Annotated in this window: 21 protein-coding genes; 11 read left to right on the top strand and 10 right to left on the bottom strand. The window is 43.4% G+C overall.

Annotation, left to right across the window (positions count from 1 at the left end):
• Positions 1 to 45: 45 nt before the first annotated feature.
• Positions 46 to 1815: a bifunctional isocitrate dehydrogenase kinase/phosphatase gene (gene aceK, locus ORQ98_RS18140; protein ID WP_274690224.1), complete on the bottom strand. Its 1770-nt coding sequence runs from the start codon at positions 1813 to 1815 to the stop codon at positions 46 to 48.
• A 211-nt stretch (positions 1816 to 2026) separates the two neighbouring features.
• On the opposite strand from aceK, the gene ORQ98_RS18135 reads away from it, so the two are divergent.
• Positions 2027 to 4150, top strand: a complete 2124-nt coding sequence (locus ORQ98_RS18135) for a methyl-accepting chemotaxis protein (RefSeq protein WP_274690223.1) — start codon at positions 2027 to 2029, stop codon at positions 4148 to 4150.
• A gap of 60 nt (positions 4151 to 4210) precedes the next feature.
• Here the strand turns inward: ORQ98_RS18135 and ORQ98_RS18130 are convergent, their stop codons facing one another.
• Complete coding sequence (locus ORQ98_RS18130; RefSeq protein ID WP_180566833.1) at positions 4211 to 4435, bottom strand: cell division protein ZapB; 225 nt, start codon at positions 4433 to 4435, stop codon at positions 4211 to 4213.
• A 551-nt stretch (positions 4436 to 4986) separates the two neighbouring features.
• Here ORQ98_RS18130 and bufA2 point away from each other — a divergent pair.
• The 3 genes from bufA2 (at position 4987) to ORQ98_RS18115 (ending at position 7189) form a co-directional block, all read left to right on the top strand.
• A complete protein-coding gene (bufA2, locus tag ORQ98_RS18125; protein ID WP_274690222.1) occupies positions 4987 to 5448 on the top strand; it encodes a BufA2 family periplasmic bufferin-type metallophore in 462 nt (153 codons plus the stop codon).
• 84 nt (positions 5449 to 5532) lie between these two features.
• Positions 5533 to 6417, top strand: coding sequence for an MNIO family bufferin maturase (bufB, locus tag ORQ98_RS18120; RefSeq protein WP_274690221.1), 885 nt, complete (start codon positions 5533 to 5535; stop codon positions 6415 to 6417).
• Positions 6410 to 7189, top strand: a complete 780-nt coding sequence (locus tag ORQ98_RS18115) for an HvfC/BufC N-terminal domain-containing protein (protein ID WP_274690220.1) — start codon at positions 6410 to 6412, stop codon at positions 7187 to 7189. Before bufB ends, ORQ98_RS18115 begins: the two co-directional genes overlap by 8 nt.
• Here the strand turns inward: ORQ98_RS18115 and ORQ98_RS18110 are convergent.
• The 3 genes from ORQ98_RS18110 to ORQ98_RS18100 form a co-directional block, all read right to left on the bottom strand.
• Positions 7186 to 8427: an MFS transporter gene (locus ORQ98_RS18110; protein WP_274690219.1), complete on the bottom strand. Its 1242-nt coding sequence runs from the start codon at positions 8425 to 8427 to the stop codon at positions 7186 to 7188. The genes ORQ98_RS18115 and ORQ98_RS18110 overlap by 4 nt on opposite strands.
• A 26-nt stretch (positions 8428 to 8453) precedes the next feature.
• On the bottom strand, positions 8454 to 9224 hold the full coding sequence (locus tag ORQ98_RS18105) for a DUF2182 domain-containing protein (protein WP_274690218.1): 771 nt from the start codon (positions 9222 to 9224) through the stop codon (positions 8454 to 8456).
• A 133-nt stretch (positions 9225 to 9357) separates the two neighbouring features.
• A complete protein-coding gene (locus ORQ98_RS18100) occupies positions 9358 to 9957 on the bottom strand; it encodes a DUF1326 domain-containing protein (RefSeq protein ID WP_274690217.1) in 600 nt (199 codons plus the stop codon).
• 243 nt (positions 9958 to 10200) lie between these two features.
• Between ORQ98_RS18100 and ORQ98_RS18095 the strand changes: the two genes are divergently transcribed.
• Together ORQ98_RS18095 and ORQ98_RS18090 are read left to right on the top strand one after the other, a co-directional pair.
• The gene (locus ORQ98_RS18095) at positions 10201 to 10575 is read left to right on the top strand and encodes a hypothetical protein (RefSeq protein WP_274690216.1); all 375 of its coding nucleotides are present in this window, start codon (positions 10201 to 10203) and stop codon (positions 10573 to 10575) included.
• A gap of 358 nt (positions 10576 to 10933) precedes the next feature.
• A complete protein-coding gene (locus tag ORQ98_RS18090; RefSeq protein WP_274690215.1) occupies positions 10934 to 11422 on the top strand; it encodes a DUF411 domain-containing protein in 489 nt (162 codons plus the stop codon).
• 93 nt (positions 11423 to 11515) lie between these two features.
• Here the strand turns inward: ORQ98_RS18090 and ORQ98_RS18085 are convergent, their stop codons facing one another.
• From ORQ98_RS18085 to ORQ98_RS18065, 5 genes are all read right to left on the bottom strand, one after another.
• Positions 11516 to 12205 carry an ABC transporter permease gene (locus ORQ98_RS18085; protein WP_274690214.1) on the bottom strand — a complete coding sequence of 230 codons (690 nt, stop codon included), beginning with the start codon at positions 12203 to 12205 and terminating at the stop codon, positions 11516 to 11518.
• The gene (locus tag ORQ98_RS18080; RefSeq protein WP_274690213.1) at positions 12205 to 12918 is read right to left on the bottom strand and encodes an ABC transporter permease; all 714 of its coding nucleotides are present in this window, start codon (positions 12916 to 12918) and stop codon (positions 12205 to 12207) included. Before ORQ98_RS18080 ends, ORQ98_RS18085 begins: the two co-directional genes overlap by 1 nt.
• 129 nt (positions 12919 to 13047) lie before the next feature.
• The gene (locus ORQ98_RS18075; RefSeq protein WP_274690212.1) at positions 13048 to 13824 is read right to left on the bottom strand and encodes an ABC transporter substrate-binding protein; all 777 of its coding nucleotides are present in this window, start codon (positions 13822 to 13824) and stop codon (positions 13048 to 13050) included.
• A gap of 61 nt (positions 13825 to 13885) precedes the next feature.
• Positions 13886 to 14656, bottom strand: a complete 771-nt coding sequence (locus ORQ98_RS18070; protein WP_274690211.1) for an ABC transporter ATP-binding protein — start codon at positions 14654 to 14656, stop codon at positions 13886 to 13888.
• Between the two features lie 460 nt (positions 14657 to 15116).
• Positions 15117 to 16112 carry a GlxA family transcriptional regulator gene (locus ORQ98_RS18065; RefSeq protein WP_274690210.1) on the bottom strand — a complete coding sequence of 332 codons (996 nt, stop codon included), beginning with the start codon at positions 16110 to 16112 and terminating at the stop codon, positions 15117 to 15119.
• A gap of 442 nt (positions 16113 to 16554) precedes the next feature.
• Between ORQ98_RS18065 and ORQ98_RS18060 the strand changes: the two genes are divergently transcribed.
• The 5 genes from ORQ98_RS18060 (at position 16555) to ORQ98_RS18040 (ending at position 26636) form a co-directional block, all read left to right on the top strand.
• Positions 16555 to 21375: an NAD-glutamate dehydrogenase gene (locus tag ORQ98_RS18060; protein WP_274690209.1), complete on the top strand. Its 4821-nt coding sequence runs from the start codon at positions 16555 to 16557 to the stop codon at positions 21373 to 21375.
• 97 nt (positions 21376 to 21472) lie between these two features.
• A complete protein-coding gene (locus ORQ98_RS18055; protein WP_274690208.1) occupies positions 21473 to 22699 on the top strand; it encodes an aspartate aminotransferase family protein in 1227 nt (408 codons plus the stop codon).
• Positions 22700 to 23492: 793 nt separating this feature from the next.
• The gene (locus tag ORQ98_RS18050; protein ID WP_274690207.1) at positions 23493 to 24722 is read left to right on the top strand and encodes a hydrolase; all 1230 of its coding nucleotides are present in this window, start codon (positions 23493 to 23495) and stop codon (positions 24720 to 24722) included.
• A gap of 1 nt (position 24723) precedes the next feature.
• Entirely contained in the window at positions 24724 to 25761 is a 1038-nt protein-coding gene (locus ORQ98_RS18045) for an arginine N-succinyltransferase (protein WP_274690206.1), read from the top strand.
• 74 nt (positions 25762 to 25835) lie between these two features.
• Positions 25836 to 26636 (top strand): DUF1338 domain-containing protein, encoded by an 801-nt coding sequence (locus ORQ98_RS18040; RefSeq protein ID WP_274690205.1) that lies wholly within the window; start codon positions 25836 to 25838, stop codon positions 26634 to 26636.
• Positions 26637 to 26869: the final 233 nt, after the last annotated feature.

The raw sequence follows: 26869 nt of genomic DNA, 5'->3' as shown, positions 1-26869 counted from the left end.
ATCTAATTCACGGCTGTTTTTTTAGGGTTTTTTCTTTTGATTTGCTTAGTGTTGCTTAAATCGCTTAATGCGCCGATAAGGGTAAACATCCATCACCTGCCCATGCTCGATTAAACGCTGGAGCTCCTGCCAGTAATTTGCATCAAATAATTCAGGATGTAACTGAGTAAATTGCTGACGAATCTTAGGATCAGCAAATAGAAATACACCAAATTCTTCAGGAAAAACATCATTGGGTGCCACGGAGTACCAAGGCTCAGCAGCCAGCTCATCTTCAGGAAAACGGGGTGGAGGGATTTTCCTAAACCGGCATTCGGTTAAATAGCAAATTTCATCATAATCATAAAATACCACTCGGCCATGACGGGTAACACCAAAGTTTTTCAAGAGCATATCACCCGGAAAAATATTCGCTGCGGCCAGCTGTTTGATGGCATTGCCATATTCATCCAGAACCGCTTCCAACTTTTTACCGCTCACTTCTTTAATATATAAATTGAGTGGGGTCATTTTCCGCTCAGTATATAAATGATGGACAATCACTTGGTCATCAGTAATGGTAATATTCGACTGCGCAACTTTCTCCAGCTCAGTTAATAACTCCGGTGCAAAACGCTGTTTAGGAAACGCAAAGTGAGAAAACTCCTGAGTATCGGCCATCCGCCCTACTCTGTCATGGACTTTAACTAAGTGATACTTATCTTTTACCAGCGCTTTATTCACTTCTTTGGGCGGGTCAAAATAATCTTTAATGACCTTAAAAACGGTCTGACTGGAAGGTAATGTAAATACCGTCATCACCATCCCCTTTACCCCAGGTGCAATAATGAATTGATCATCGGTTTCCGCTAAATGGGATAAAAAATCACGGTAAAACTCTGTCTTACCATGTTTATAAAAGCCAATCGAAATATACAACTCATAGCGCTGTTTCCAGGGTAACAACTCTTGTAGAAACTGCACATATTCAGAGGGAATCGGAGCCAGCACCATAAAATAGGAGCGAGTAAAGCTAAAAATAACACTGACTTCATCCGGGTCCATGATTAATGTATCTACATAAACAGCCCTCTGGCCATTATTGAGTAAAGGCAGCACAAAAGGTTTTACTTGTTTTTCTGTGGCCACCTTTTCAATGGCGATGTTTTTTGTGGTAATGTTTTCAGTGACAATACGCCCCACTAAATAGGCTGCTTTATTGCGGTAAAAAACTGACTTAATAATATCCACATGGCTGACAGTTTCGTTGGAGAATGCCTCTCCCATTTCTTGTTTTAAACAGTAAATAATCTGGCTAATATCGCGACGTAAATTTTCATAAGGAATTGCAAAGGCATAATCCATTAATATTTGTTTAATTAACGCCACTAACCCGCGTTGCGGCTGATAACGATTATAAATAGGCAGCTGACTTCCCAACGGTGGGGCAGGAAAAGAAGACTGAACAAATAAATTGTCTTCACTGATGGCATGGTGGCGAAATACCCGACAAAAAATTGAGTTAAAAAATGTCTCCGCCAATTCATAGTCGGTACGACTGGCGATTAGCTGATGATAGGCTTGCTTGGCATGTCGCCAAATGGCCAATGATAAACAGTCATCTGGCAGATGCAGGGATAAATCCTCCACCACTTCAGCCACCGCTTTATCGTATAAATTAATCCGCCCACTTGATGCACGCTGCACTTCTCCCCAGGCAGCACGTTCAAAACGGCGCCGTGCCCCTAAGGTAATTTCACTAAAACGCAAACGATAATGACTAAAGCCAGTTAATACTAAGTCAGCAATTTGCTCTGCCGCCTGTTGTTTTTCCACCCACTTGCTCCCTGCTATTTTTTGCTATTGTGGCTAAATCCTTGGTAAAGCGCAGGTTAAAGCCCTGACTTAGAGGTCAACCTGGCAAAGCATCTATTCTGTGCCATACTGCGATATTAGGGCATTTATTTTGCTAAATGCTTTTAGCTTGGCTGATGAACTCTGCCAACGGCTATCAACCTAAATTCCAGTCACCTAGAAGTTGTTTGCAATGCAGTTTAAATCCATATCCTCTCAAATATTAATCTATTCCGGTCTCTGTTTAATTTTAGCGATTACAGCGATTGTGGGTTACAGCTTTATCTCCAGTAAGCAGGTAGAAAGCCTCGCAACTGAGAACTCCTCAGAGCTGATTTCAGCTGCCACCAAAGAAAAATTAGATGCTATTGCCAGTGCTCAAACTGGCATTATGGTTACCCGCATGGAAAAAGCGATGGTAGCAGCACGTTCGCTGGCTCAAACATTTGCCGCATTAAAATCCACCGAGTTTACCAGTCAAGCAGAAAATAGCAGAGAACATGTTTCCAATATGATCAAGGGTATGACGGAGTATAACCCTGATTTTCTTGGCACCTATACAGGGTGGGAGCCCAACCTGTTTGATGGCAAGGATGATGAATTCAAAGATCAAGAAATTAAGCACTCACAAAAGGATACTGGTCAATTTGCGCCATACTGGAATCGCAATAGTGCAGGTAACTTAGCCATTCAAGCCTTAGGGAGTTTTTATAACACCACCAAGCAGGCTAACGGCGTCAGACAAAGTGAATGGTATCTCTGCCCTAAAGATCAAAAACGCGAGTGTATTATTGATCCAGCATCTTATGATATCCAAGGCACTCAAACGTTATTAACCTCCTTTGTCGTACCTATAGTTGTCAAAGGCCAGTTTGTTGGTATGACCGGTATCGACTACTCCATGAACTTTCTCCAAGAGATGAGCTTAGGGTTAAAAAAATCCATTTATGAAGCCAAGAGCCAGGTCTCCATTCTCAGCAGCTTAGGTATTGTTGCAGCCTCCACCTCAACCCCTGAACAAATTGGCCAGTCCGTTGCCGGTCAGCCTGACTGGGATAAAATCATTAGTTTAATTCAATCAGGCCAGACCAGCATTCAAGAAACCGGGGGAAATATTCGAGTTATTAAGCCCTTTACCGTCGGCACCTCCAACACCTACTGGGGTATGATTATTGATGTTCCCAAAGCCGTTGTTTTTGCTGAGCTTGATACCTTTAAACAAAGTCTACAGGAGCTGTTTAATAATAATTTACTACTGCAAGTGGGCATTGGTGTTCTAGCCACCGTTATCTCATTACTATTGTTATGGCGTGTGTCTATTTCTATTGCTAGACCCATTCGACAGGTGGTGTCTTTAATTAAAGACCTGTCTTCTCAAGAGGGTAACTTAACCCACCGAATAAATGTCAAGCGGGCAGATGAAGTCGGTGCATTAGCTCATTGGGTCAATCAGTTTATTGAGAAAATCCAATTGATGATTAAAGACGTCGCCCACTCTATTGAACAAGTCAATGGCTCTGCCAACCAAAGCGCCAATATTGCCGAAGTCACCAACAGTGGTGTTCAGCGCCAGCGAGAAGAAATTGACCAGGTGGCAACAGCCATTAATGAAATGTCAGCCACCGCTAACGATGTGGCTAAAAATGCTGCACAAACCGCTCACTCAGCCAATGATGCCAATCACTCTGTTGAAGAAGGCCAATCCATTGTCAATGAAAGTGCTAATACCATTCGCCGCTTATCGGTAGAAGTTGAAGATGCTGTCCAGGTAATTAATCAGTTAAAAGAAGATAGTGAAAATATCAGCTCAATCCTGGATGTGATTATATCCATTGCCGAGCAAACCAATTTATTAGCACTCAATGCAGCAATTGAAGCTGCCCGGGCTGGTGAACAAGGCAGAGGCTTCGCGGTAGTTGCGGATGAGGTCAGAACACTCGCCAGTCGCACTCAAAGTTCTACAGACGAAATACGCCAGACCATTAATAGCTTACAAGAAAGAACAGAAGCAGCGGTTTCCACTATGAGCCGTGGCCAAACCATGACCCAGGAAAGTGTGGTTCAAGCGGAAACAGCAGCCAGCCGACTGGAGCAGGTCGTTAGTGCTATCAGCCAAATCACCGATATGGCCACTCAGATAGCCAGTGCAGCTGAGGAGCAACACGCCGTTTCTGAAGACATCACCCGCAATGTCACCACCATTAGTGATGTAGCAGGTCAAGTCGCAAACGGCGCGCACAATGCCAGCGAAGAAAGTGATAAGCTCAGCCGTTTATCAACTGAGTTACAAAGTAAAATTAATCGCTTTAAGTTTTAGGGTTATGACGCACTCTCTGTAACAGAGTGCCTCCGATTACCCCTTAAAGACAACTAACGTTTACGCTTCCTCTGCCTCAGTTTCTTCAGCCATTGCATCCAGCTTGCCCAAAATAGAGCCAACCCGTTGGCTCCACTGGCCCATTTCTTCCTTCAAAATGTTATTTTCTTCTTCCAGGCGGGCTTTTTCTTCGCGCAACTCTTCAATTTCCATCCGTTGCAAACTAACGGTATCAACAACTTGTTGGATTTTTTCTTCCAGCCGAGCTAAATGATCTGTAGACATAAGGGTTCTCAGTCAATTTAACAAAAGTAATGTAATAAGTTTTATATTATAGTGTGACTAAGTTAAAAAATTAAAGATTATCTTAGCCAATCTACAATAACAGTTGTTCTTTTTTGAAACATACCACAATTAAAACATATCACTGCTTTCAATACACTTAACCTTGCTGCCTACTTTTTTATCAAAACAGCGTCACCAAACTGTAAGCTACCTATTAACTATTTTTTTTATTTGACTCATGGTTGATTTCATCCTTGTCTTATAGTGCATATTCTTTTTAAACAAGATAACCACGATGAAGTAACCACCTCAAGAGGTGTACTTCATATACTTCCCTACCAGAGGGAGTCGCAAAAAGAGGCAATTAGTCAATTTAGTGTCTGATATGAAATAACAGGATATTCTTCCGCCACTCTTGAAGTGCCATCCCTTCGCCCATCAAGAGCTAAAAAGGCACCCATGCCTTAACTACAGAATACCCTGTCACTCCATATCAACTAAGTATTGCGACAATTTCACCAGGGAGGGGAAAATAAGAGGAAAGGAAGCCAATGAAACAAACCAAGCTCAATTTATCCGGGGTAGCAATTGCCATGGCTGCTGCCAGCCTGATCAGTGGTTGCGCTGGCCCCAGCAAATCTACACACTCAACTGCTGCAGCCACAGGCAAAGCTGACTTAGCCCATTGTTATGGAGTAAATATCTGTGGTGGGCATAATGACTGTAAAACCGCTAATAATGCTTGTAAAGGCCAAGCTTCCTGTAAAGGCCAGGGCTTTGTCGCGATGCCAACCAAGGCCTGCAATGATGTAGGTGGTAAAGTAAAAGACGACTGGCGTGGTCAAGTGAGTAAAGCAGACTTAGTCAAATGTTATGATGTGAATCTGTGTAAAGGTCATAATGACTGCAAAACCGCTAATAATGCTTGTGCAGGTCAAGCATCCTGTAAAGGCCAGGGGTTTGTGTTAACCCCTCAAAAATCCTGTGAAGATATTGGCGGCAAAGTGGGTTAGTATTTTGAACGGTTCTTTCTGTGCGTTAAACTGCTAGTGCATAGAGGACCGTTAATAACAAATACAACACCAGCAAAATAAAATATGAACCAACACTTCCTCGGTTTCGGTTTGGGGCTTAGGACCGACCATTTCCAAGAAATTATCGACACCCAACCTGCTGTTGACTGGTTTGAAATTATTTCTGAAAATTTTATGGTGGCTGGCGGTAAGCCAACATATTACTTACATAAAATTCGTGAGCAATACCCGATGGTCATGCATGGTGTCTCATTATCCATCGGCTCAACCGATCCACTTAACTTGGATTACTTAAAAAAGCTTAAAGTGTTAATTAACGAAGTGAAACCGGTTTGGGTTTCAGATCACCTGTGTTGGACTGGGGTCAACCACACGAATAGCCATGATTTACTCCCCCTCCCCTATACTCAAGCAGCTATTGATCATGTTGCAACTAGAATACAACAGGTGCAGGATTTTCTGGGCAGACAAATTTTGATTGAAAATGTTTCAAGCTATCTGTCCTATCAAGACTCGGAAATGCCGGAATGGGTCTTTTATCAAGAGGTCGTCACGCAAGCAGACTGCTATATGCTACTGGATATTAATAATATTTATGTCAGCGCCCGTAACCATGGTTTCTCAGCTACTGACTATCTGAATTACATTGATCCACAACGCGTACGACAGTTTCACCTGGCAGGCCATACAGACTATGGTGATTATGTTATTGATACCCACGATCACGCAATTTGCGATCCGGTTTGGTCGCTTTACCAAACAGCATTACATCGCTTTGGCGCTGTCAGCACGATGATTGAGCGTGATGACCACATTCCCCCATTAACTGAATTATTAGCAGAGCTGTCCATTGCCAAGCACATTGCCAATGATGTTGTAGACTTAACAATCACTGAAAAAACACCCGCTTCTGAGCCAATGCCTATAGAAACAGCATTTTATGGATAGTTTACTCGCTACTCGCCAACATCAATTGTTAGCGTACCTGTTAGGTCAAAGCAGTACTATTAGCGACCACATTGTGCATCAGGGTAATGTTTCAATCACTACTCGCCTGGATATTTACCGCAATGCTTATCGAATAAGGCTGAAAAAAACCATTGAAACCGACCATGAAATATTAGGCCGCTATTTAGGTGATGCGTTATTTGATGAAATGGTTGAGGGTTATCTTAATAACCATGTTTCAAACTATACGTCACTTCGTCAGTTTGCCGACTCACTTCCCCACTATCTAGCCACCAACTCACCCTTTATTGACTACCCGGTTATCAGCGAATTAGCTGCATTTGAGCGGCGACTACTAACAGCATTTGATGCTGCAGATACTCAACAACGCATGACACCAGAGCATTTAACTACCTTGCCTACTGAGCAGTGGCCCAATTTATGTTTAACTTTTCACCCAAGTATGCAAATTTTCAGTGCCAGCTGGAATACAGTTGAAGTATGGCAAGCACTTAAGGCAAGTCAAACGCCACCAGCGGCAACTACCACTCAAGCATTATGGGTTATCTGGCGTAATAATGAACGCTTAACCGAATTTCACTCATTACCCCCTGAAGAGCATCAGTTAATCCATCTGGCTTTGCAAGGCAAGCCGTTAGCTATGATGTGTGAAGCCTTATTGGCGAACCACCCTGCGGAAAATACCAGCCAGTTAATTGTCAATTATTTATTGAGTTGGATAGAACGAGGGTTATTAGCCTATAATAATTAACGCTTGCCATTAGCTAGTTTTACCGACTCTGGATGAAGTCGTAGCCGCCACATAGCAACCACCCCTAAAAATGGCCCAATCGCTAACAAACCAAAAGCATACTCCCACCCCACTTGCTCTACCCAAATGGGAATTAAATGAATAGTAACCAATGTCAACAAAAAGCCAATAGAGGTTTGAATCGTTAACATAGTTCCTCGGTAGGCTGGTTCTGACAACTCCACGACACAAGACGAAAACTGAGCCGAGTCCGCCACAATGGTTATTCCCCAAATAATACAGATGAAAGTTAATAACCAAGGATTACTGCCAAATAAAAAGCCAACTACCAATGCACAACTGCCACTGATTGCCATCGCTAACATAGTGAGTGTGGTTCGGCCTAATTTATCTGCAAATAATCCCCCAAATAAACAACCGGCAGCTCCAGCTGCAATGACCAAAAACGTGGCAAGATTAGCGTAGAAAGACGCTGTGGTTTCTATCCAGCCTAGCTGAGCAAAGCTGGCATGAAAAAATACCCCAATCCACGCCCACATGGCATACAATTCCCACATATGGCCGAAATAGCCTAAATTAGCCAACCGAAGTGGTTTATGCCGCCAAGCCTGAAGCACTAGTGACCCATTAAATGAGGCCGCTAAACTATGTTGCGGCCCAAGAACAACGAAATGGATCAGCCCACCAGCAATTAGTGCACAAATAGACGACAACTGAATGGTCAGCTGCCAATCAATACCACCCAGCGCATTAAATAAATGGGGAGAAGCAGAGCCTAATGTCAATGCGCCTACTAACAAACCAATTAACAACCCAGTATCTTTTTCTGCCCAGCTTGCTGCTATTTTCATCCCAACGGGATACAAGCCCGCCATACAGATACCCGTAGCTAGACGGCAGATAATCACTAACCAGGAAGTGGGCTCCAGCATTAAAATAGCCCCATTGCAGCCTGCCGCAACAAACGCGGCTATTGAAAAAAATCGCCTGGGATCAATTCGATCAGCTAGCCCGAGCAAAGCACTGGTCACCGTGCCCATCACAAAGCCAATAGCAACGCTACTGCTAAATAACGAAGCCTGCCAGCTGGCCAGTTGATATTCCTCTTTTAATACAGGTACAACAGCGGTTGCCGAAAACCACAAGGTTAATGCCAATACCTCACAAGTTACTAAGACTGCAATTGCCGTCCATTTAGAAGTCATCATATTGGAGGTAGCCATCCGTTGCTCAAACATAATATTGTTACCCAATTTACTTTCTTTTAAATATTTTGTGCAACTAGCCCACCGCCCCAAAGCAGCAGTATATACCCCACTGGTTTGGCCATTTGTTTCCCCCAACTCACATTTTTCTCAATTGCCATCACAGCACCTAATAGCAGCATCCAGGCCACACTCCCAGTGCCCACGGCAAACATTAATAACATTAATGCCCAACAACAGCCGACACAATACAACCCATGATGTAAACCTAATAACCAAGCCTGCCGATAATAATGACTACCACGCCAATAACTCATCACAAAGCTTAATGGTGTACGACACTTGTCTAAACATTGGTATTTTAGCTGGCTGAATTGAAAGGCACCGGCGGTTAAAAGTAATACAGTACTTAGCACCCAAGCTTTATCACCCAAACCATGGTGACCAAATAAATATTGAGTAGCCCCCCATTGAGCAAGGTGGGCTACAACACCAAACAGCAACCACACCAGTAAATACCCAGAAATTAATAAGCTGACTAACAGCCAACGATGAGAGTGTGAGGCAGCAATTCGGTGAAATATCTGGATTAACGGTAAAGTAGTCGGCAGCATCATGGCAATACACATTAACATCCACCCTAATAAATACATTACTACCGCAGGTGATACTGGCCCATGATGATGCATGCCATGACTGGCTGCTGGTCCATGTAATATATAGTGGCTGTATGGGGATTGCTCCCACCAAAACAATACCAACCAGGCAACCACTACTAACACGACAGTAGTAGGCACAAATAGTGACTGCTGAAATTTTATTGCTTTCATTTGAAATTATTTTTTGTGAAATTTAGCCGCTGGGAATAAATGCAAAATCATTCATCACTCCACTGATTGAAATTGCGAACCAACTTAAGAAAAGCAGTAAAGTGATGAGAAAAAATGTATTGTTAGGGTGAACTCACGCTTCAAATAAAAACTGACCTTGAATAGCATTATGCCCTTGCATATCAATATCAAGGCCCAACAGTGGTTGTTTCATTTTATAGTCAGATGCTTTACCCACATAAGCAGGCGCACCGGGCACAGTAGAAAATACTGTATCAGATAAAGTGGACTTACCGGTGGGGCCTTCAAAAGGCTGCAATTCTGCACTGATATCACTGCCAATTCGAATCGTGCCTTTGCCATCATGCACTGCAAACTCGATGTTAGCGCGCTCTACAGCAACCACCTCACCAACGAGTTGTACCAGATCGGCTACAGGACCACCCAGCTCACCAGTGTAGACTTGTAGTAAAGCCTCTTCCTGGGCTTTCGAGGCATTGCCATCTACATACATAACGACTCGCCAGTTACCTTCCATAATATTACCTGGAATATGAGCGGTAACCGCAATAGTTAAGCCAGTGACATCAATACCATTAATATCACCTTTATCCATATGCCAGGCAATAATCGTATTACAGGTTTCACCATCAGGGTCTTCCCCTACCCAGCAGGGACATAAAATATTACAGTCACACACTTCGAGTAGTTTTCCTTCTAATTTATAACCCATTGCATCTTCCTTAATTAATGAGTATCAACGTTCTATTTTTATTAATTGATATACTTTTTGTGAATAATTTCAGGGGTTGTATCTAATTTGATACTTGTCTACAGCCTACCAGAGATCACCATCTTATACGGCTACTAACTGTATACACAATACTACTGTACAAATAAATACTATGTTAAGCTAAGGAACCTGCACAAAATGACAGTTTAAATTGATTGATAACTAAATTGGTTGGTAAAAAAAGTGCAAGCATTGCAGACTAAACGATGGATAACGACGTTAGTGCTAACAGTACTGTGGCAACTAATGACAGTGTCTATTGTGCAGGCAGGCCACTGCAATCAAGGGCAAATGCTATTGAACGTTGCGAGCCATCATGCCAGCTGTCAAGCCTGTGAGCCCCAATTAAAACCAATCAATAGCCCCTTTAACAAAACCAGTTCAATAGATAACCATTGCTCAGATTGCAGTGCCTGTGTCACTTCCAATACAACAGGGCTAATTAATCAGCCTCCGTTGCATAGGTTGCCTGCATCAATACCCAACTATTCAACACTCACCGTTCAACTCACTGAAGCTATTCCCGAGCGCCTACTGCGCCCACCAATACACTGCTAATTCAACTGATCCAATTTACTGTTGTAACCAAACTATAAGTATCTTCCATACAGGCTGTCACAAAAGATAGAGGATAGGGAGTAACAAAGTATTATGTAGCAGCGATAGGGACATCGCTTTAGCTCTTGATAGACCAAGGATGGTCTTTCAAGAGTGGCGAAGAATAGCTTGTTGCTCCCTATCGAACACTACACTTATATTTATCCTCTTTCATGACTCTTTTTAATGAAGGTGTCGCGAAAGAGTATTAGCGAATAAATATGATGAATTCCCTATCATTCCATATTTACTAGCTTTTGCAACAGCCTCTAAGGGAAGAGAAAAGTATTTTTATGCAATTATTAAGGTATTTTCAGAAATGAATGTTATTTATCTTCTTCGTCATTCTGTCATTTTTTGCTTGTCACTGTTTAGTATCATCACGTTTGCTCAAGACAAACCCACTGTGGATACATTACTGCAGGTTTATAAAAGCCCACAATGTGGTTGCTGTGTTAAATGGGTAGATCATATTGAACAAGCAGGGTTTACTACCCAGGTTATTAACACCAATGCCTTAGCTGAGATTAAAACGCAGTTTGCTATCGCACCCAAGCAACGCTCTTGCCATACGGCCGTGTCTCAGCAGGGTTATGTATTTGAAGGACATATTCCTGCAAAAGTCATCAAGCGCTTTTTACAGGAGCAGCCCGATAATGCCATTGGACTCAGTGTCGCTGGAATGCCGGTAGGCAGCCCAGGGATGGAAGTTGAAAATAACTTTATGCCTTATCAGGTAATACTGCTAATGAAGGATGGCACCACGCAAACTTATGCGAAAATCGACTCAGCAAAACAACAGTTTTAATGCACTTTTTACCGAAGAAAACTAAGTAAAAGCTTATCGATAAGTATGTAAACGTAAAAAGCTGCCTATGTTGAAATAGGCAGCAAAGTTAGACTAAGTTCTTGGCCTTAAATGGGCATGCCAACGTCTTTCTAGCATTTTAAAACCACCCACAATAAAAAACGTCACGATCATATACAACACACCTGCAGCAATAAAGGCTTCGAAGGGGCTGTAGTAAGTTGAGTAAATTAATTTTGCTGCACCAGTCAAGTCAACCAGTGTCACTGCACTAGCAATAGCACTGCCATGGAGCATAAAGATCACTTCATTTCCGTATGCAGGTAATGCTCGGCGAAATGCACTGGGAAAAACAATACGGTAAAAGGTTTGCCAAGGTGTCATTCCATAAGCTTTAGCGGCTTCAATTTCACCACGATCTGTCGTATTAATAGCACCACGTAAAATTTCAGCCGTATAAGCCGCTGTATTCAGGGTAAAAGCTAATAAAGCACACAGATAAGCTTCTTTAAAAAAGCCCCACAAAATAGTGTCTCTTACCCATTCAGCTTGGCCAATCCCATAATAAATTAAATATAACTGAACCAGTAACGGGGTACCGCGAAAGAAATAGATAAAACCCCAGGCAAACCAGCGCAAAAATACGTTTTTACCATTACGCATGAGCGCCATTGGCACCGCTAAGATAAAACCAATCAGCAGGGATAATGAAACCAGCTCTACCGTCAGCAGTAGCCCTTCCAGCAACTGAGGATAATTATCCTTGATAATATCAAAATCCATTAGTGGGTCTCCCGTTTAACACAAGCACCATAATGGTTTTCAGCCCACTGTAACAGCGCTACTGATATGGAAGTAAAGATTAAGAAAATGACAGCAACAGCTAAGAAAAAGATAAACGGCTCTTGAGTTGAGCCTGATGCTAGGTGCGCTTTCCTCACCATATCTTCTAAACCAATTAATGAAACGAGAGCCGTTGCTTTTAGCAAAACCAGCCAATTATTACCTAGGCCCGGTAACGCATGACGCATCATTTGTGGAAATAGAATCCGATGGAACACTTGCCAGCGAGTCATCCCATAAGCACTGCCAGCTTCCAGCTGGCCTTGATCGACCGCTAAAATCGCCCCTCTAAAGGTTTCTCCCATATAGGCGCCATAAATAAAGCCAATAGTAATTACGCCAGAAATGAAGGGATCGATATCAATATAATCGTCATAGCCGATACTGGCTGCCAAATCATTAATTAACAGTTGGCCACCATAAAATACCAAAAACATTAATACCAGCTCAGGAATACCACGAATAACCGTGGTATAGACACTAGCCAGCCAGCGGGCTAACAGGTTTCTAGAGAGTTTACCCAGCGCTGCTAACATGCCAAGTAAAACAGCAATAAATAAGGATAATAATGCCAACTCAATGGTTAATAATACACCATCTAAAATTGAGCTGGCATAATCAATTGGGTGTGGAGCGTCACTTGCTTGCGCCATACAACTATCTCAATATGCACAATGAAAAGTCATTCGCGAAGGATATAAAATAATAAAGGGCACCTTAACTATCATTAAATTGTGCCCTTTTGGATTACCTCTTTTTACAGTAACAACTAAGCTTATTGATTAGTCGCCATAAATATCAAAGTCAAAATATTTGGCTCTGATTTTATCGTAAGTGCCGTCTTTGCGAATCTGCTCAATCGCCATATTTAATTTATCTTTTAAGTCCTTATCGCGCTTACGCAAGGCAATCCCGATTCCTTCACCAAACCAACGCTTATCAGTAATGTCAGGTCCGACAAACTCAAATTTATCGTCATTACCTTTTTTCAAGAAGCCATCGTTTAATGGAATAATATCACCCAATAATAAATCCAATCGGCCAGCTTTCATGTCTAGATAAGCTTCATCTTGGGTGCCATAACGCTTGATTGTCACCACTTCACCGTATTTTTCAGTGATATATTTATCTGCAACGGTAGAACGTTGGACACCAACGGTTTTGCCTTTTAAGCCTGCATCGGTTACTTCAATAGCTGAGCCTTTTTTGCGAATAAATTTTACAGGCGTATGGTAATATTTGTTGGTAAAAGCGACTTTCTTTTTCCGCTCTTCAGTAATCGACATAGATGCAACGATAGCATCATATTTGCGAGCAAGCAGAGCAGGAATAATTCCATCCCAATCCTGCGGTACCAATTTACACTCGGCTTTCATTGCTGCACACAACGCATTGGCAATATCAATATCAAAGCCTTTTAATTCGCCCTTTTCTGTTGTCCAGCTAAATGGAGGATAAGCGCCTTCTACGCCAATTCGCACTTTTTTCCATTCTTTAGCAGTTGCAGTTGTTGCACAAACGGCCAGTAATACTGCCCCTATTAACTTCAAAGGTCTCATGAATAACCCCCATTCAATTATTGTTATTAACCCTAGCCAGTGATCGAATGATCTGCTAGCTCTAGTAGCTACTCGCTAGAAATTGTTTTAAGCGCTCAGATTTTGGATGATTAAATAACTCATCCGGTGCGCCCTGTTCTTCAATGGTGCCTTGATGTAAAAACATCACGTGATTACACACATCTTTAGCAAAAGCCATTTCATGGGTAACAATTAACATTGTACGCCCTTCTTCTGCTAAACCTCGCATGACCTTTAACACTTCGCCAACCAGCTCAGGGTCAAGCGCGGAAGTAGGTTCATCAAATAACATGACTTCAGGATCCATGGCCAGTGCCCGTGCAATGGCTGCACGTTGCTGCTGCCCGCCTGATAAATGACTGGGATAGTAGTCTTTACGTTGATAAATACCGACTTTATGGAGTAAGGCTTCTGCCCGTTCGATGGCTTCAGCTTTAGATAGCTTCAAAACACGAATAGGCGCCTCAATGATATTGTCAAGAATGGTCATGTGTGACCATAAATTGAAGCTTTGAAATACCATGGATAACCGCGAGCGAATTCTTTCAACCTGACGCATATCAGCCGGCACACGCTCCTTACGACGTCCAATTTTCATCGTAATGGGTTCACCATGTACTTTAACTTCACCAGCGGTTGGAATTTCTAGCATATTTACACAACGCAAAAAGGTACTTTTACCTGAGCCGGACGAACCGATCATGGAAATTACATCCCCTTTGCGGGCAGTAAGCGAAACTCCTTTTAACACCTCAGCCTTGCCAAAGTGCTTATGAATATCAATTAATTCTAATGCGGGTATATCTGACATTATTGTTTTCTCGCGCCTTTAAAGCACACTCCACTATACACTTCATTAAATACTACAAATGAGCAAACACATCATAATATTTTGTAAGCGCCCTGTTAATGTGTTTGATTAAACTATTGTTTTTCTTTGTCTATCATTATTTTAGCTGTAATTACACCCTCCCCGTTGCTTTAATTAAGCAATAAACACAGCTAAATTTGCTAAGCACAGCAAAATACTGTGTGGATAAAACAATCTTGAGTTACATTGCGCCCATTTAATAACTGAATTTGCAACTCAGGCAGGGAAGATGGTAACGGTTTAATCCTCGCTCTGTCATCCACATTACCAAAATATTTCAATAAGGAATGTCGATATTTTGCCAAAAAGTTTTATTATGGCGACCACTTTATACTCAATTAGCCAAAAAGTTTTTGAAATATGACATTTCTCACCTTAGCAAAGGCGAATACAATTTTGATTACTTCTCATTCAACAACTGCTGCCTTTCTTGTCGAGGGGTCACACCAAAGTGACTCCGGTAGGTGGTACTAAAGTGTGATGCTGTGGCAAAACCACAGCTTAACCCTACCTGGGCAATAGCCTTGTCAGTCTGCTGTAACAGCTGCCTGGCACGCTCCAAACGCAACTGTAAGTAATATTTTGAAGGGACACTTTGCAGGTGCTTTTTAAATAGACGTTCTAGGTGTCGCCGAGACACCCCCACATGAAAAGCCAAATCATCAGTGCTTAAAGGCTCCTCGATATTGGCTTCCATTAAGGCAACAGCCTCCACCAGCTTGCTATGACTGGTGCCAATCCGTACTTTTAGTGGTGCTCGCTGAGGGTCTTCACCTGGACGAATGCGTTCACAGACAAACTGCTCTGAAATGGCTGATGCCAGTTCCAGCCCATGGTGTTTACCAATTAAAAACAGCATCATATCCATTGCAGCAGTACCACCACTGCAAGTAAATCGGTTACTATCAATTTCAAACAAGTGATTAGACACTATCGTTTGAGGAAACTCTTCCCGTAAGCTAGCAATATCCCACCAATGAATTGTGGCCCGATAACCATCCAACAGCCCAGCACAAGCCAGCAAATAACTGCCAGTACCAATTCCTCCTAGAGCGATCTGCTGATTTTTATCCTGTTGCCTTAACCAGGCAATCACTGACTCATTACCTGTTCTGGCCACTGGACTGGCTCCTACCACAAACAAGGCATCCAATGGTGGAATCTGATCCAGTGCTGTATCTACTTGAACCGCTGCACCACAACTGCTGGCTACTGCAACGCCTTCCGCACTGATAGTGACCGTTTCATAAAGGTTATTACCGCTTACCCAATTCGCCATACGCAGAGGCTCAATCGCAGACGAAAAGCCAATAAGGGAAAAATTCGGCAACAGTAAAAAGCCAAAATGCAGTGGTTGATTTGTTTTACTAATAGCGGCTAAATCAGTAACGACCATTCATGCAAAGCCTTAAAATACTACACTTGATTACGAGCACTGACATAACCGACTCAGAGCCAACCATGAGCTAGCTGCTGTAGTGAGTTATGTTTAGCTCTGAGCACTTTTCAAATGAGTACTGGTTAGTTTTAAAATTTGCGACACCTAAAAGTGTTCGCTAAGAGACTATCTGGCCAATTATAGCCAGATTAGAGGAGCAAACAACCTTACTAAAAAAGAAAAAATGTCATGCCATTTAAAATCAAGGTCGCTTTCTTTATATTGAGTGACTATCGTTATGGGTTGCTTTACCCCATAATTTAATCGTGCTGCCTCCTATCAATAAGAGGCATTTTGATAGGAGGCAGTACTAGTGCGATACCTCCCAAAGAAGCTGCTGTAATTAGGCAACAACTGTTTTGGGCAATATCATTCATTCGCGGTATGAAAAGACCCAGTCATGAGTAGTGTAACAACTAAAAAACAAGATACGATCGCCAAAGTCATTGCTGTTATTCAAGAACGCTTACCAGCTGAATCGCAATCGGCGGCCATTGAGTTTGCTCAGCGGTTTTTAGCTGAAAGTATCACCAATGAAATTATCAAACAGCCCTTTGAAAGCCTCAGCAGCAGTGTTTTATCTCTGTGGGACTACCTTCAACACAGAACCCCTGAGACATCATTAATACGAGCATTCAACCCGACATTTGAAGACCATGGCTGGGAATCACGTCATACCATCGTAGAAATTATTACTGATGACATGCCTTTTTTAGTGTCGTCTATTTCAATGGCGTTAAATCGACTGAATTGTGCTATCGAAATAATCACCCATCCAGTGATTGCTGTTAGCCGAAGTGATGACGGAGAACTGCTACAGGTTTATCCGCGCCATGACACCTCAGTGACGACTACTGAAGCGGCAATGCGCTTTGAAGTTGAGAGAGAAAGCGACGAAGCCAAGCTGGCAGAAATAGTGAAGCAAACCCAGCAAACGCTGAGTGATGTTCGCCAAGCTGTCAATGACTGGCCAGCTATGGTGAATAAACTCAACGAAGCCATTCACAGTGCTGAACAAGCCAATTTACCCTTACCAGCAGAAGAACTAGCAGAAGAGATAGATTTTTTACGTTGGGTAGCTGACCACCATTTTACTTTTTTAGGCTTTCGCGTCTACCAACTGAGTTGCGATCCACAAGACGGCAGTTGTTCCCTGACCCTTGATACCGCATCTAGTTTAGGTACCTTTCGTTCACTGGGGGAAGACACACCTAAAGTACTAAAACTGTCGCCTTATATGACGGAGCGGTTATTGGAGCCATCCTTACTCGTATTAACCAAATCCATTAGTCGCTCCACCGTACACCGGCCAGCTCACTTAGACTATATAGGGATAAAGCGTTATGACCAGACGGGCAAAGTCATAGGCGAGTGGCGCTTCTTCGGGCTATATTCTTCCACTGCCTATACGACACCTTATTCTACTATTCCACTATTACGCAGAAAAGCCGCACAAATTTTAGAAAAAGCCAATATTCCACTGAATAGCCATAAAGGGAAAACCCTGCGCAATATTCTAAATCATTATCCTCGTGATGAGATGATGCAGGCCAACTTTCAGCAGCTTGAAGATACCGTCCTTGGCATTTTAGAAACCCAAGAAAGGCGCCAGCTGCGCGTGTTTATTCGGCCTGATATTTATGGGCGATTTATTACTGCAATCATTTATGTTCCCCGTGATCGGTATAACACCGAGCTACGGTTAAAAATGCAGAATTTATTACTGAAAATATTTAATGGTCACAGCGTCGAATTTAATGTGCAGTTTTCAGAACAAATTTCTGCTCGGGTTCAATTTACCATTCATTGTGAAAATGCCCAGGAAATCCAGTTCAACACCGAAGAAATTGAAAACCAAATGACTCGGGCAATGTTGTCATGGATGGATAATGTCAAAATTGCACTGAGAGAAAAACTAGGAGAGGCCGAAGCCAATCGTATTTACAAAAGCTATCAAAAAGCTTTTCCAGCTGCTTATCGGGATGACTTTGCTACTACTCAAGCCCTAGTGGATATTTTGCGCATAGAACAGCTTGATGATAATCACCCTCTGTCAACCTATCTTTATCGCCCTCAAGGCAGCTTTGGTAACCTGCACTTTAAAGTGATTGGTCGTGGTCAAACCATGGCTTTATCTGACGTATTACCCATTCTGGAGCAAATGGGCGTCCGAGTGTTGTCTGCACGCCCTTACACCATTTCGCCACAAGATCATGAGCCTGCCTGGATTATCGATTTTGACATCGCTACTGATAGCGCGGTTGACCTGGATGTGCCCAGTTGTAAAGACGAGTTTCAGGATACCTTTGTTAAAGCCTATACCGGCGCCATTGAAAACGATGGTTTCAATAAGTTAGTCGTTGCAGCTGGGCTGAAATGCCGTAAAGCTGTGATGCTCAGAGCAGTATGCAAATATCTATTACAGCTTAAGGTGCCTTTTAGCCAAACCTATATGGAGCAAACCCTGGCTCGCAATGCAGTTATCACTCGCCTATTGGCTGAGCTGTTTAGCTGGAAGTTTGACCCCTATCATCAGGATGAAGAGCGGGAATCTCGGATCGAACAGCTACAGAATAATATTGAGCAATCTCTCAGCTCAGTGAGCAACCTGGATGAAGACAGGATTCTGCGCCACTATCTCAGCGTTATCCAGGCAATGCTGCGAACCAATTATTATCAACTAGGCAACGACCATTTACCGAAAAGCTACCTTTCGTTCAAGCTGAAGCCTACCCAAATAGCTATTGCACCTCAGCCCAGACCCATGTTTGAAATATTTGTTTACTCACCCTGGGTTGAAGGGGTCCACATGCGCGGCGGCAAAGTAGCCCGAGGCGGCTTACGCTGGTCAGACCGTAAAGAGGATTTCCGAACAGAAATTCTTGGCCTGGTAAAAGCCCAAATGGTAAAAAATGCGGTCATTGTGCCTGCTGGGGCAAAAGGTGGTTTTGTTGCCAAACAGCTTCCAGAAGCGGCTGATCGCGATACGATTCAGCAAGAAGTGGTCCATTGCTATACCACGTTTATTTCAGGCTTGCTGGATATTACTGACAACCTGGTTCATAGCCAGGTAACGCCACCCAACCGAGTGGTACGGCATGATGAGGATGACCCTTACTTAGTCGTGGCTGCAGATAAAGGGACCGCGACCTTCTCAGACATTGCTAACCAAATCGCCAATGATTACGGCTTCTGGCTAGGGGATGCATTTGCTTCCGGGGGCAGCAATGGCTATGACCATAAGAAAATGGGGATTACTGCCCGAGGGGCCTGGGAATCAGTTAAACGGTTATTCCTTGAGCAAGGCATCAATACCCAACAGCAAGAATTCACCTGCGTGGGGATTGGAGATATGGGAGGTGATGTCTTTGGTAACGGTATGTTGCTTTCTGAGCATATTCGCCTAGTAGCTGCCTTTAACCATCTACACATCTTTATTGATCCAAATCCCAATGCAACAACAACCTTTGCCGAACGACAGCGGCTCTTTAAGCTCCCCCGCTCTAGCTGGACAGATTACGACCAGAGCTTACTTTCTAAAGGTGGCGGCATTTATGAGCGATCATCGAAGCAAATTACCTTATCAGCAGAGGCTCAGCAGGCACTAAACCTGAAAAGCACTACGTTAACCCCTAGTGAACTGATTAAGGCCATTTTAAAAGCACCAATTGACTTGCTTTGGAATGGCGGGATTGGCACCTATGTGAAGGCCAGCTCTGAAACTGATGCTGAGGTGGGTGACCGTGCCAATGATGCCTTGCGAGTCAATGCTAACCAGCTGCACTGCAAAGTAATTGGTGAAGGCGGTAACTTAGGCTTTACCCAGCTGGCCCGGGTAGAGTTTGCCCAGCACGGTGGCTATGTGACGACTGATGCTATCGACAACTCTGCTGGGGTTGACTCTTCAGACCATGAGGTCAACATCAAGATCGCCGTTAGCCAAGTAGTTGAAAATGGCGATATGACCATTAAGCAACGTAACCAGCTATTGGCAGATATGACAGATGAAGTCGCTGAGCTAGTGTTAAAACACAATTATCAGCAAAGCCAGATTCTCAGCATTACCAACCAGTTTGCAGCAGAATTACTGCCTGAGCACACTCAGTTAATTCATCAACTGGAAAAGCAAAAACGCTTAAAGCGTAAACTGGAATTTCTCCCCAATGATGAGCAAATAGCTGAGCGCCAGCAAAATCAACAAGGCTTTTCTCGCCCAGAACAGAGTGTGCTACTGGCCTATAGCAAGATAAAGCTGCATGATGAGTTGGTCGCATCAGATATCAGCTCAGATAAAGATATCAGCAAACTACTGGCAGATTACTTTCCCAAGCCCTTAGTTACCCAGTGCCAACAAGCCTTGGGCAGTCATCCGCTCAAGTCAGAAATTATAGCGACCCATTTAACTAACCTTGTGGTTAACCGGATGGGCCCCACTTTCTGCCTACGAGTACAAGAGCAGATTAACAGCAGTCCAGCCGATATTGTGCGCGCTTATATGACAGCTAATGCCGTCTTTAAGCTGGATAATCTCTGGCAAGCAGTTGATAGTTTACAAACCACCCTCACCCACTCAGTCCTTAATGAGCTATTTCTTGGCCTTCAGGAGGTTGCTGAAAAAGTGACCGTTTGGCTGCTACGTCATGAAACTTGGCCACTCCCCATTAACAAAGTAGTTGAGAAGTACCGTGAGCCATTAAACAGTGTGGTTGAAGTACTACCAAGAGTCCTGACTGGTAGCAACTCTCAGCACTTTAGTCAGCTTCTTAACCATTATACGGCAAGTGGGGTACCTGCCAACCTGGCTTCATCGCTGGCAACCTGCCGCTACCTCTATAGCAGTCTGGATATTGTGGCAGTGGCCTTGAACCAGGGTGAACCCGTCACCACCGTTGCCTCTCTGTATTTTGCTTTAGATAACCAGTTAAACCTGTCTTGGTTCAGGCAAAGTATTAGCACCCTGCCCCAGCGTAACTTATGGCAGCGCAAAGCGCGTATTACGCTGGCAGATGAGTTAGACCTAGCCTTAAGGCAAGTGTGTATCCAATTGATTTTACAAACTGATACGGTGACAAAACCCAGTGAACGTTTGAACTGCTGGTACAACAATAATATGGCTCGCTTGAAACACAGCCAGTCACTGATGACTGAGATGCAAGCGGCCCCTCAGCAAGACTTAGCCATGTTATCTGTGGCTGTTAAAGAGTTACGCCGTTTAACTTGATTGATAGGCTGCCAGTTCAAGCTGGTAGCCACAGAGCAACACCAAGGAATTACTCAAGTGCTAATTGAGTAATCAAGAAAACTAAAGAGGTATGATAATGACAGATCAAACACTGACTCGTGATCTTTTTAATGATGTGATGGTGCCTAACTATAATCCACAAGCCATCATTCCAGTACGCGGTAAAGGATCTCGAGTTTGGGACCAGCAAGGCAACGAGTTTATTGATTTTGCTGGTGGCATTGCAGTCAATGCTTTGGGACACTGTCACCCCCGCTTGGTGGCTGCACTGAAAGAACAAGCTGACAAGCTATGGCATTTAAGTAATGTTTACACCAACGAGCCCGCCCTGGCTCTAGCCAAAAAACTCACTGAGCTGACTTTTGCTGACAAAGTATTTTTTGCTAACTCTGGTGGGGAAGCCAATGAAGCGGCCTTCAAGCTGGCCCGTAAATATGCTTATGACCACTTTGGCCCAGAGAAAAACGAAATAATTTCATTTACTCAATCATTCCACGGCCGCACCCTATTCACCGTTTCTGTGGGAGGTCAGCAAAAATACCGGAAAGGCTTTGAGCCAGTACCCGGTGGTATTACCCACTGCCCTTACAACGATATTGCCGCGTTAGAAGCCGCTATTTCCGATAAAACTTGTGCGGTAGTGATGGAGCCTGTGCAAGGTGAAGGAGGCATTATCTGTGGTGATCCAGCCTTTATTAAGCGTGCTCGTGAGCTATGCGACCAATACAACGCTTTATTGGTTTTTGACGAAGTCCAAAGTGGTATGGGTCGTACGGGTGAACTCTATGCCTACATGGGTTATGGCATTGAGCCTGATATCCTCAGCACCGCTAAAGCATTAGGTGGCGGATTTCCGGTTGGTGCCATGTTAACCACTGATAAGGTTGCTCCAAGCTTAGGCTTTGGTACCCATGGCAGCACCTATGGTGGTAACCCACTTGCTTGTGCCGTCGCTAATGAAGTGGTTGATATTATCAATGACCCACAAGTGCTAGCAGATGTATTAAGAAAGCGCCAACTGTTCGAAGATGGCTTGAATGCAATTAATGAAAAGTATCAAGTATTTACTGAGTTAAGAGGTAAAGGCTTATTAGTTGGTGCAGCGCTCAAACCTGAGTGGCACGGCAAAGCAGCTAAGTTCTTAGCTGCCGCGAGAGAGCACAACACTATGATCCTCGTGGCCGGCCCAAATGTCATTCGGATGGCACCGTCTTTGGTGATTCCAGATGAAGACATTAAAGCGGGTTTAGCAGGGCTTGAAAAAGGTGTTGCTGACGTTGTAGCTGCAGGACCAGATGCTTAAAGCCTGCAATCTGCACCTCTCAGTTATTGAAGGTGTTGGAAAATCTTCTTTGAAAAGAGAGGCTTGGTAGTGCCACCGTTTTAATCCTCCCTTTTGAGGGTGTCGAAAAGCTGGGAAATGTGAAGTGATAGGGTGTTCTGAAGCTGCTGCAAGAAACAGCTGAGTTAGAGTTATGGCACAATCCAGCTTCCCCCTTTGAAAAAGGGGGATTGAGGGGGATTTTTACAAGCAAATAAAGCGGAGATGGCTCAAAACCACGATCACTTTAAATCCCCCCTAGCCCCCCTTTATTAAAGGGGGGAACAGCTTTTGCGACACGTTTCAAAGAGGCTGCTGTGAAAGCTAGCGGATATGGGGTGACAGGGTGTTCTGTAGCTAAGGCATGGATGCCTTTTTAGCGCTTGATGGGCAAGTTTTCTACTGTGAAACTTGCGGTAGCGCCTTTAATTGGGATAAAAGCGCTACTGGAATCAGGGACGGCACTTCAAGAGCGGCGGAAGAATAGCCTGTTATTCCATATCGGACACTAGACTTATTTTCAACACCCTTTTGCGACAGTCTCCAAAGAGGGAAGTTTTATAGTGCCAGAATGCTAACCGCCTTTTTTACGACAACTCACTAAGGAAAGCCCCCTACATACTAAAAATCACTGCTGCAATTAGTCCTCATTTAGCAAGTTACGACCTTTTACTGATAAATTCCGTCGCAATTCCATCATTCCTTCTCTAGTCTCTATGTCCTTTTTTCGAAATAATGTGCAGTAAGGAAAGCTGAGACAATGATAAGTGGTTAAATGAATAATAATACCTTTGCTCCCTACCTGGATTGGCTCGATAGCCAGCATGATGACATGCTTAGTCAGACCATTGAACTGGCCAATATTAACTCTGGCAGTCTCAATGCCGCAGGTGTTAATCAAGTTCGCCAAAAGTTGGCTGAATTGACTCGCCCGCTTAATGGTGAGCAAACCATCATAGCTATGCCTGACTATGAACAAATCAATGATCAGGGCGAGGTCATCTATTCACCCTTGGGTGATGCGCTCAGCATTGTAAAGCGCCCAGATGCCCCATTTCGGGTATTTCTCTGTGGCCACATGGATACGGTGTTTGGTATTGACCACCATTTTCAATCTGTTCGCTGGCTAGATGACAATACTCTCAATGGCCCCGGAATTACCGACTTAAAAGGTGGCATCATGGTGATGCTGAAAGCATTAGAGTGCCTCGAACGCAGCCCTTTTGCTGAAAAAATTGGCTGGGAAATTCTGTTTAACCCCGATGAAGAAATCGGCTCACCTGGCTCGAAAACCTTATTTGCCGGTTGTGCAGAGCGAAACCATGTGGGGCTAATCTATGAGCCCTGCTTTCCTGATGGCGACCTGGCGGGTGCACGCAAAGGTAGCGGCAACTTTACCGTGGTATGCCGAGGCAAAGCCGCTCATGCTGGTCGTGAGCATCACCTGGGTCGCAATGCGATTCGCGCCCTCAGCGACTTTATCAGTCAGTTGGATGACTTAAATGGCCAGCGAGATGGGGTGACTATCAACCCAGGCTTTATCCAAGGGGGCGGCCCAGTCAATATTGTGCCAGACCTGTGTATCAGCAAATTCAACATTCGCCTCCATGACCCTGCTGATGAAAACTGGTGTTTAGAACAGCTTAATCAACTGGTTGAACAGATTAATCAACGGAATGGAATTAGCTTAGCCTTACATGGGGAATTTGGCCGTAAGCCGAAAGTGCTATCTAACGCCAATACCAAACTGTTTGAGCTAGCTCAAAGCTGTGGTCAAGAATTAGGTTTACATATTACCTGGAAACCAACCGGAGGTTGTTGCGATGGCAATAACCTAGCAGCCCATGGCCTACCCAATATTGATACCTTGGGCGTTCAAGGGGGTAATATTCACAGTGATCAAGAGTATCTAAAAGTCGATAGCCTGGTCACTCGCACCAAATTATCCGCCTTATTACTGTTTAAGCTGGCCACTGGTGACCAGCAAACCTGGCTGGAGCGCTAGTATGCTAATTGTCCGGCCTGTGACTCATAATGATTTACCCGCGCTAGAGCGACTCGCAATTATTTGCGGAGGCCGTTTAACCACCCTGCCTGCTAATCGCGACCATTTAAGCAGTATTATCAGCTCCACCCAGCGTTCGCTAAAACAGTTAAATCACGAGCCCGGTGGCGAGAGCTTCCACTTTGTACTGGAAAACCAGGCCACCCAGGAAATTATTGGCGTATCCGGTATTGAAGCCGCGATTGGTTTAAAGTGGCCTTTTTACAATTACCGGATTAGTTCGGTTGTCCATGCGTCACCTGAATTACAAATCCATAACCGTATTCCAGCATTACACCTTTGTCAGGATTACGCCGGCTCTACTCGATTATGTACGTTATTTATTGACCCACAATGTCAGCGGGAGCACCACTACCAGCTCCTGTCAAAAGCACGCTTATTATTTATCAATTTGGCATTAAGCCGATTTGCTGAGCGAACCATTGTTGAATTGCAGGGAGTACTAGATAAAGAAGGGAAATCGCCCTTTTGGGAGTGTCTAGGCAAACATTTTTTCAGTATGGATATTGCCAAAGCGATTTATTTAGTGGGTATTAACTCCAATGCATTTATTGCTACTTTAATGCCCCAATACCCTGTTTATGCTCCCTTGCTGAGCAAAGAAGCTCAGGCAATTCTTGGTAAGCCCAGGGAAGATGTTACTTTCAACATGGAATTACTTAAGCAAGAAGGCTTTCAACACCGAGGTTATATCGATATTTTTGATGCTGGCCCAACGTTAGAAGCGGATACCAAAAAGCTTAAAACCATTAGTCATAGCCAACAATGTCAGCCAGTCATTGGTGAAAAAGCCAACATAGAACCATCCATTGATCAGTGGTACTTAGTCAGCAACCAATTACAACCCCAATATCGTTGTATGTTAATTCCCTTTAACCCTGATCAACCCGTACTGTCAGAAGCAGAAGCCAGTGCACTACTGCTATCAAAAGGTGACCATATCCAGTACTCACCGGTTCAATTAAGCACCCCTAATTAACTAATTTAACCAAAAATTTTAGCCGTGAAGAAACACAGCAACTGATAGTAATTAAGTAGTAATAGGAAGTTGTCATGAGAAAAATTGACCAGTTAATGAATGCCATGTGGCAAGATTATTTAAGCCTCAACCCTGATGCACAGAAAATTTATCAGTTATTTTTTGACCAGAATGATGGGCAAATCATTAATGATCATATTGCATTACGCACTTTTAATTCAGCCAAAGTCTCAATAAATCAAGTAGCAAAGCCATTTCTTAAAGCAGGTTATGAGGCTGCTGGAGAATATGAGTTTAAAGAAAAGAAGCTTTATGCTAAGCATTTTCAGCATGAAGACCCGACTTTACCAAAAATATTTATCAGCGAATTACTGGTTGAACAGCTTTCTCAAGAAACCCGCGCCATCATTGAGTATTTAGTTGAGCAAATTCCAACAGATGCAGTAACCACTGACGACTTCTGTTTTTCTGGTCGCCACTGGAATACCGATTATGCGACTTATCAGCAGTTATTAGCAGAAAGTGAATATGCCGCCTGGATGAGTGCATTTGGCTATCGCCCCAACCACTTTACAGTATATATTAATGCCCTAAAATCCCATCAGTCACTGGAAGATGTTAATCAATTTCTGCTTGACCAAGGGTTTGAGCTTAATACCAGTGGTGGACTAATTAAAGGGGCACCTGACGTCTATCTGGAGCAATCAGCAACGCTAGCCAATAAAACAGCGGTTCAGTTTAGCGACCAAACTGTAGCAATTCCTAGTTGTTTTTATGAATTTGCACGTCGCTATCCATTACCTTCAGGAGAGCTATACCAAGGGTTTGTTGCTCAGTCAGCTGATAAAATTTTTGAAAGTACCGATGCCAGGTAATTGATGACCAATAGCATCTATTTATATACCCAAAGAGGACTTTGCAGTAGCGTGTTAAAAATTAATTTACTATTTGATATGGAATAACAGCGACAAAATACCCTGTTGTCCCATATCCACTCACTTTTTGCGATAACCTGCAAAATGTGGGATATAAATAACAAATGAAACCAATCAAGGTATAACATGTAAAGTGTCTTCTATTAGTCCTCATATAAAGCGACTGTCGTTTT

Source organism: Spartinivicinus poritis (genome assembly GCF_028858535.1).
Classification (GTDB): Bacteria; Pseudomonadota; Gammaproteobacteria; order Pseudomonadales; family Zooshikellaceae; genus Spartinivicinus; species Spartinivicinus poritis.
The sequence above is the reverse complement of the archived record's forward strand: the minus strand, read 5'-3'. Positions and strand labels throughout refer to the sequence as shown.

Excerpts from the sequence above, each read along its gene's own strand:
- bufB (WP_274690221.1), top strand. The coding sequence starts at position 5,533 with ATGAACCAACACTTCCTCGGTTTCGGTTTGGGGCTTAGGACCGACCAT.
- ORQ98_RS18135 (WP_274690223.1), top strand. The coding sequence starts at position 2,027 with ATGCAGTTTAAATCCATATCCTCTCAAATATTAATCTATTCCGGTCTC.
- ORQ98_RS18105 (WP_274690218.1), bottom strand. The coding sequence starts at position 9,224 with ATGAAAGCAATAAAATTTCAGCAGTCACTATTTGTGCCTACTACTGTC.
- bufA2 (WP_274690222.1), top strand. The coding sequence starts at position 4,987 with ATGAAACAAACCAAGCTCAATTTATCCGGGGTAGCAATTGCCATGGCT.
- ORQ98_RS18050 (WP_274690207.1), top strand. The coding sequence starts at position 23,493 with ATGAATAATAATACCTTTGCTCCCTACCTGGATTGGCTCGATAGCCAG.
- ORQ98_RS18070 (WP_274690211.1), bottom strand. The coding sequence starts at position 14,656 with ATGTCAGATATACCCGCATTAGAATTAATTGATATTCATAAGCACTTT.
- ORQ98_RS18075 (WP_274690212.1), bottom strand. The coding sequence starts at position 13,824 with ATGAGACCTTTGAAGTTAATAGGGGCAGTATTACTGGCCGTTTGTGCA.
- ORQ98_RS18055 (WP_274690208.1), top strand. The coding sequence starts at position 21,473 with ATGACAGATCAAACACTGACTCGTGATCTTTTTAATGATGTGATGGTG.
- ORQ98_RS18085 (WP_274690214.1), bottom strand. The coding sequence starts at position 12,205 with ATGGATTTTGATATTATCAAGGATAATTATCCTCAGTTGCTGGAAGGG.
- ORQ98_RS18065 (WP_274690210.1), bottom strand. The coding sequence starts at position 16,112 with ATGGTCGTTACTGATTTAGCCGCTATTAGTAAAACAAATCAACCACTG.
- ORQ98_RS18045 (WP_274690206.1), top strand. The coding sequence starts at position 24,724 with ATGCTAATTGTCCGGCCTGTGACTCATAATGATTTACCCGCGCTAGAG.
- ORQ98_RS18040 (WP_274690205.1), top strand. The coding sequence starts at position 25,836 with ATGAGAAAAATTGACCAGTTAATGAATGCCATGTGGCAAGATTATTTA.
- ORQ98_RS18110 (WP_274690219.1), bottom strand. The coding sequence starts at position 8,427 with ATGTTTGAGCAACGGATGGCTACCTCCAATATGATGACTTCTAAATGG.
- ORQ98_RS18090 (WP_274690215.1), top strand. The coding sequence starts at position 10,934 with ATGAATGTTATTTATCTTCTTCGTCATTCTGTCATTTTTTGCTTGTCA.
- ORQ98_RS18080 (WP_274690213.1), bottom strand. The coding sequence starts at position 12,918 with ATGGCGCAAGCAAGTGACGCTCCACACCCAATTGATTATGCCAGCTCA.
- ORQ98_RS18115 (WP_274690220.1), top strand. The coding sequence starts at position 6,410 with ATGGATAGTTTACTCGCTACTCGCCAACATCAATTGTTAGCGTACCTG.
- ORQ98_RS18060 (WP_274690209.1), top strand. The coding sequence starts at position 16,555 with ATGAGTAGTGTAACAACTAAAAAACAAGATACGATCGCCAAAGTCATT.
- ORQ98_RS18130 (WP_180566833.1), bottom strand. The coding sequence starts at position 4,435 with ATGTCTACAGATCATTTAGCTCGGCTGGAAGAAAAAATCCAACAAGTT.
- ORQ98_RS18100 (WP_274690217.1), bottom strand. The coding sequence starts at position 9,957 with ATGGGTTATAAATTAGAAGGAAAACTACTCGAAGTGTGTGACTGTAAT.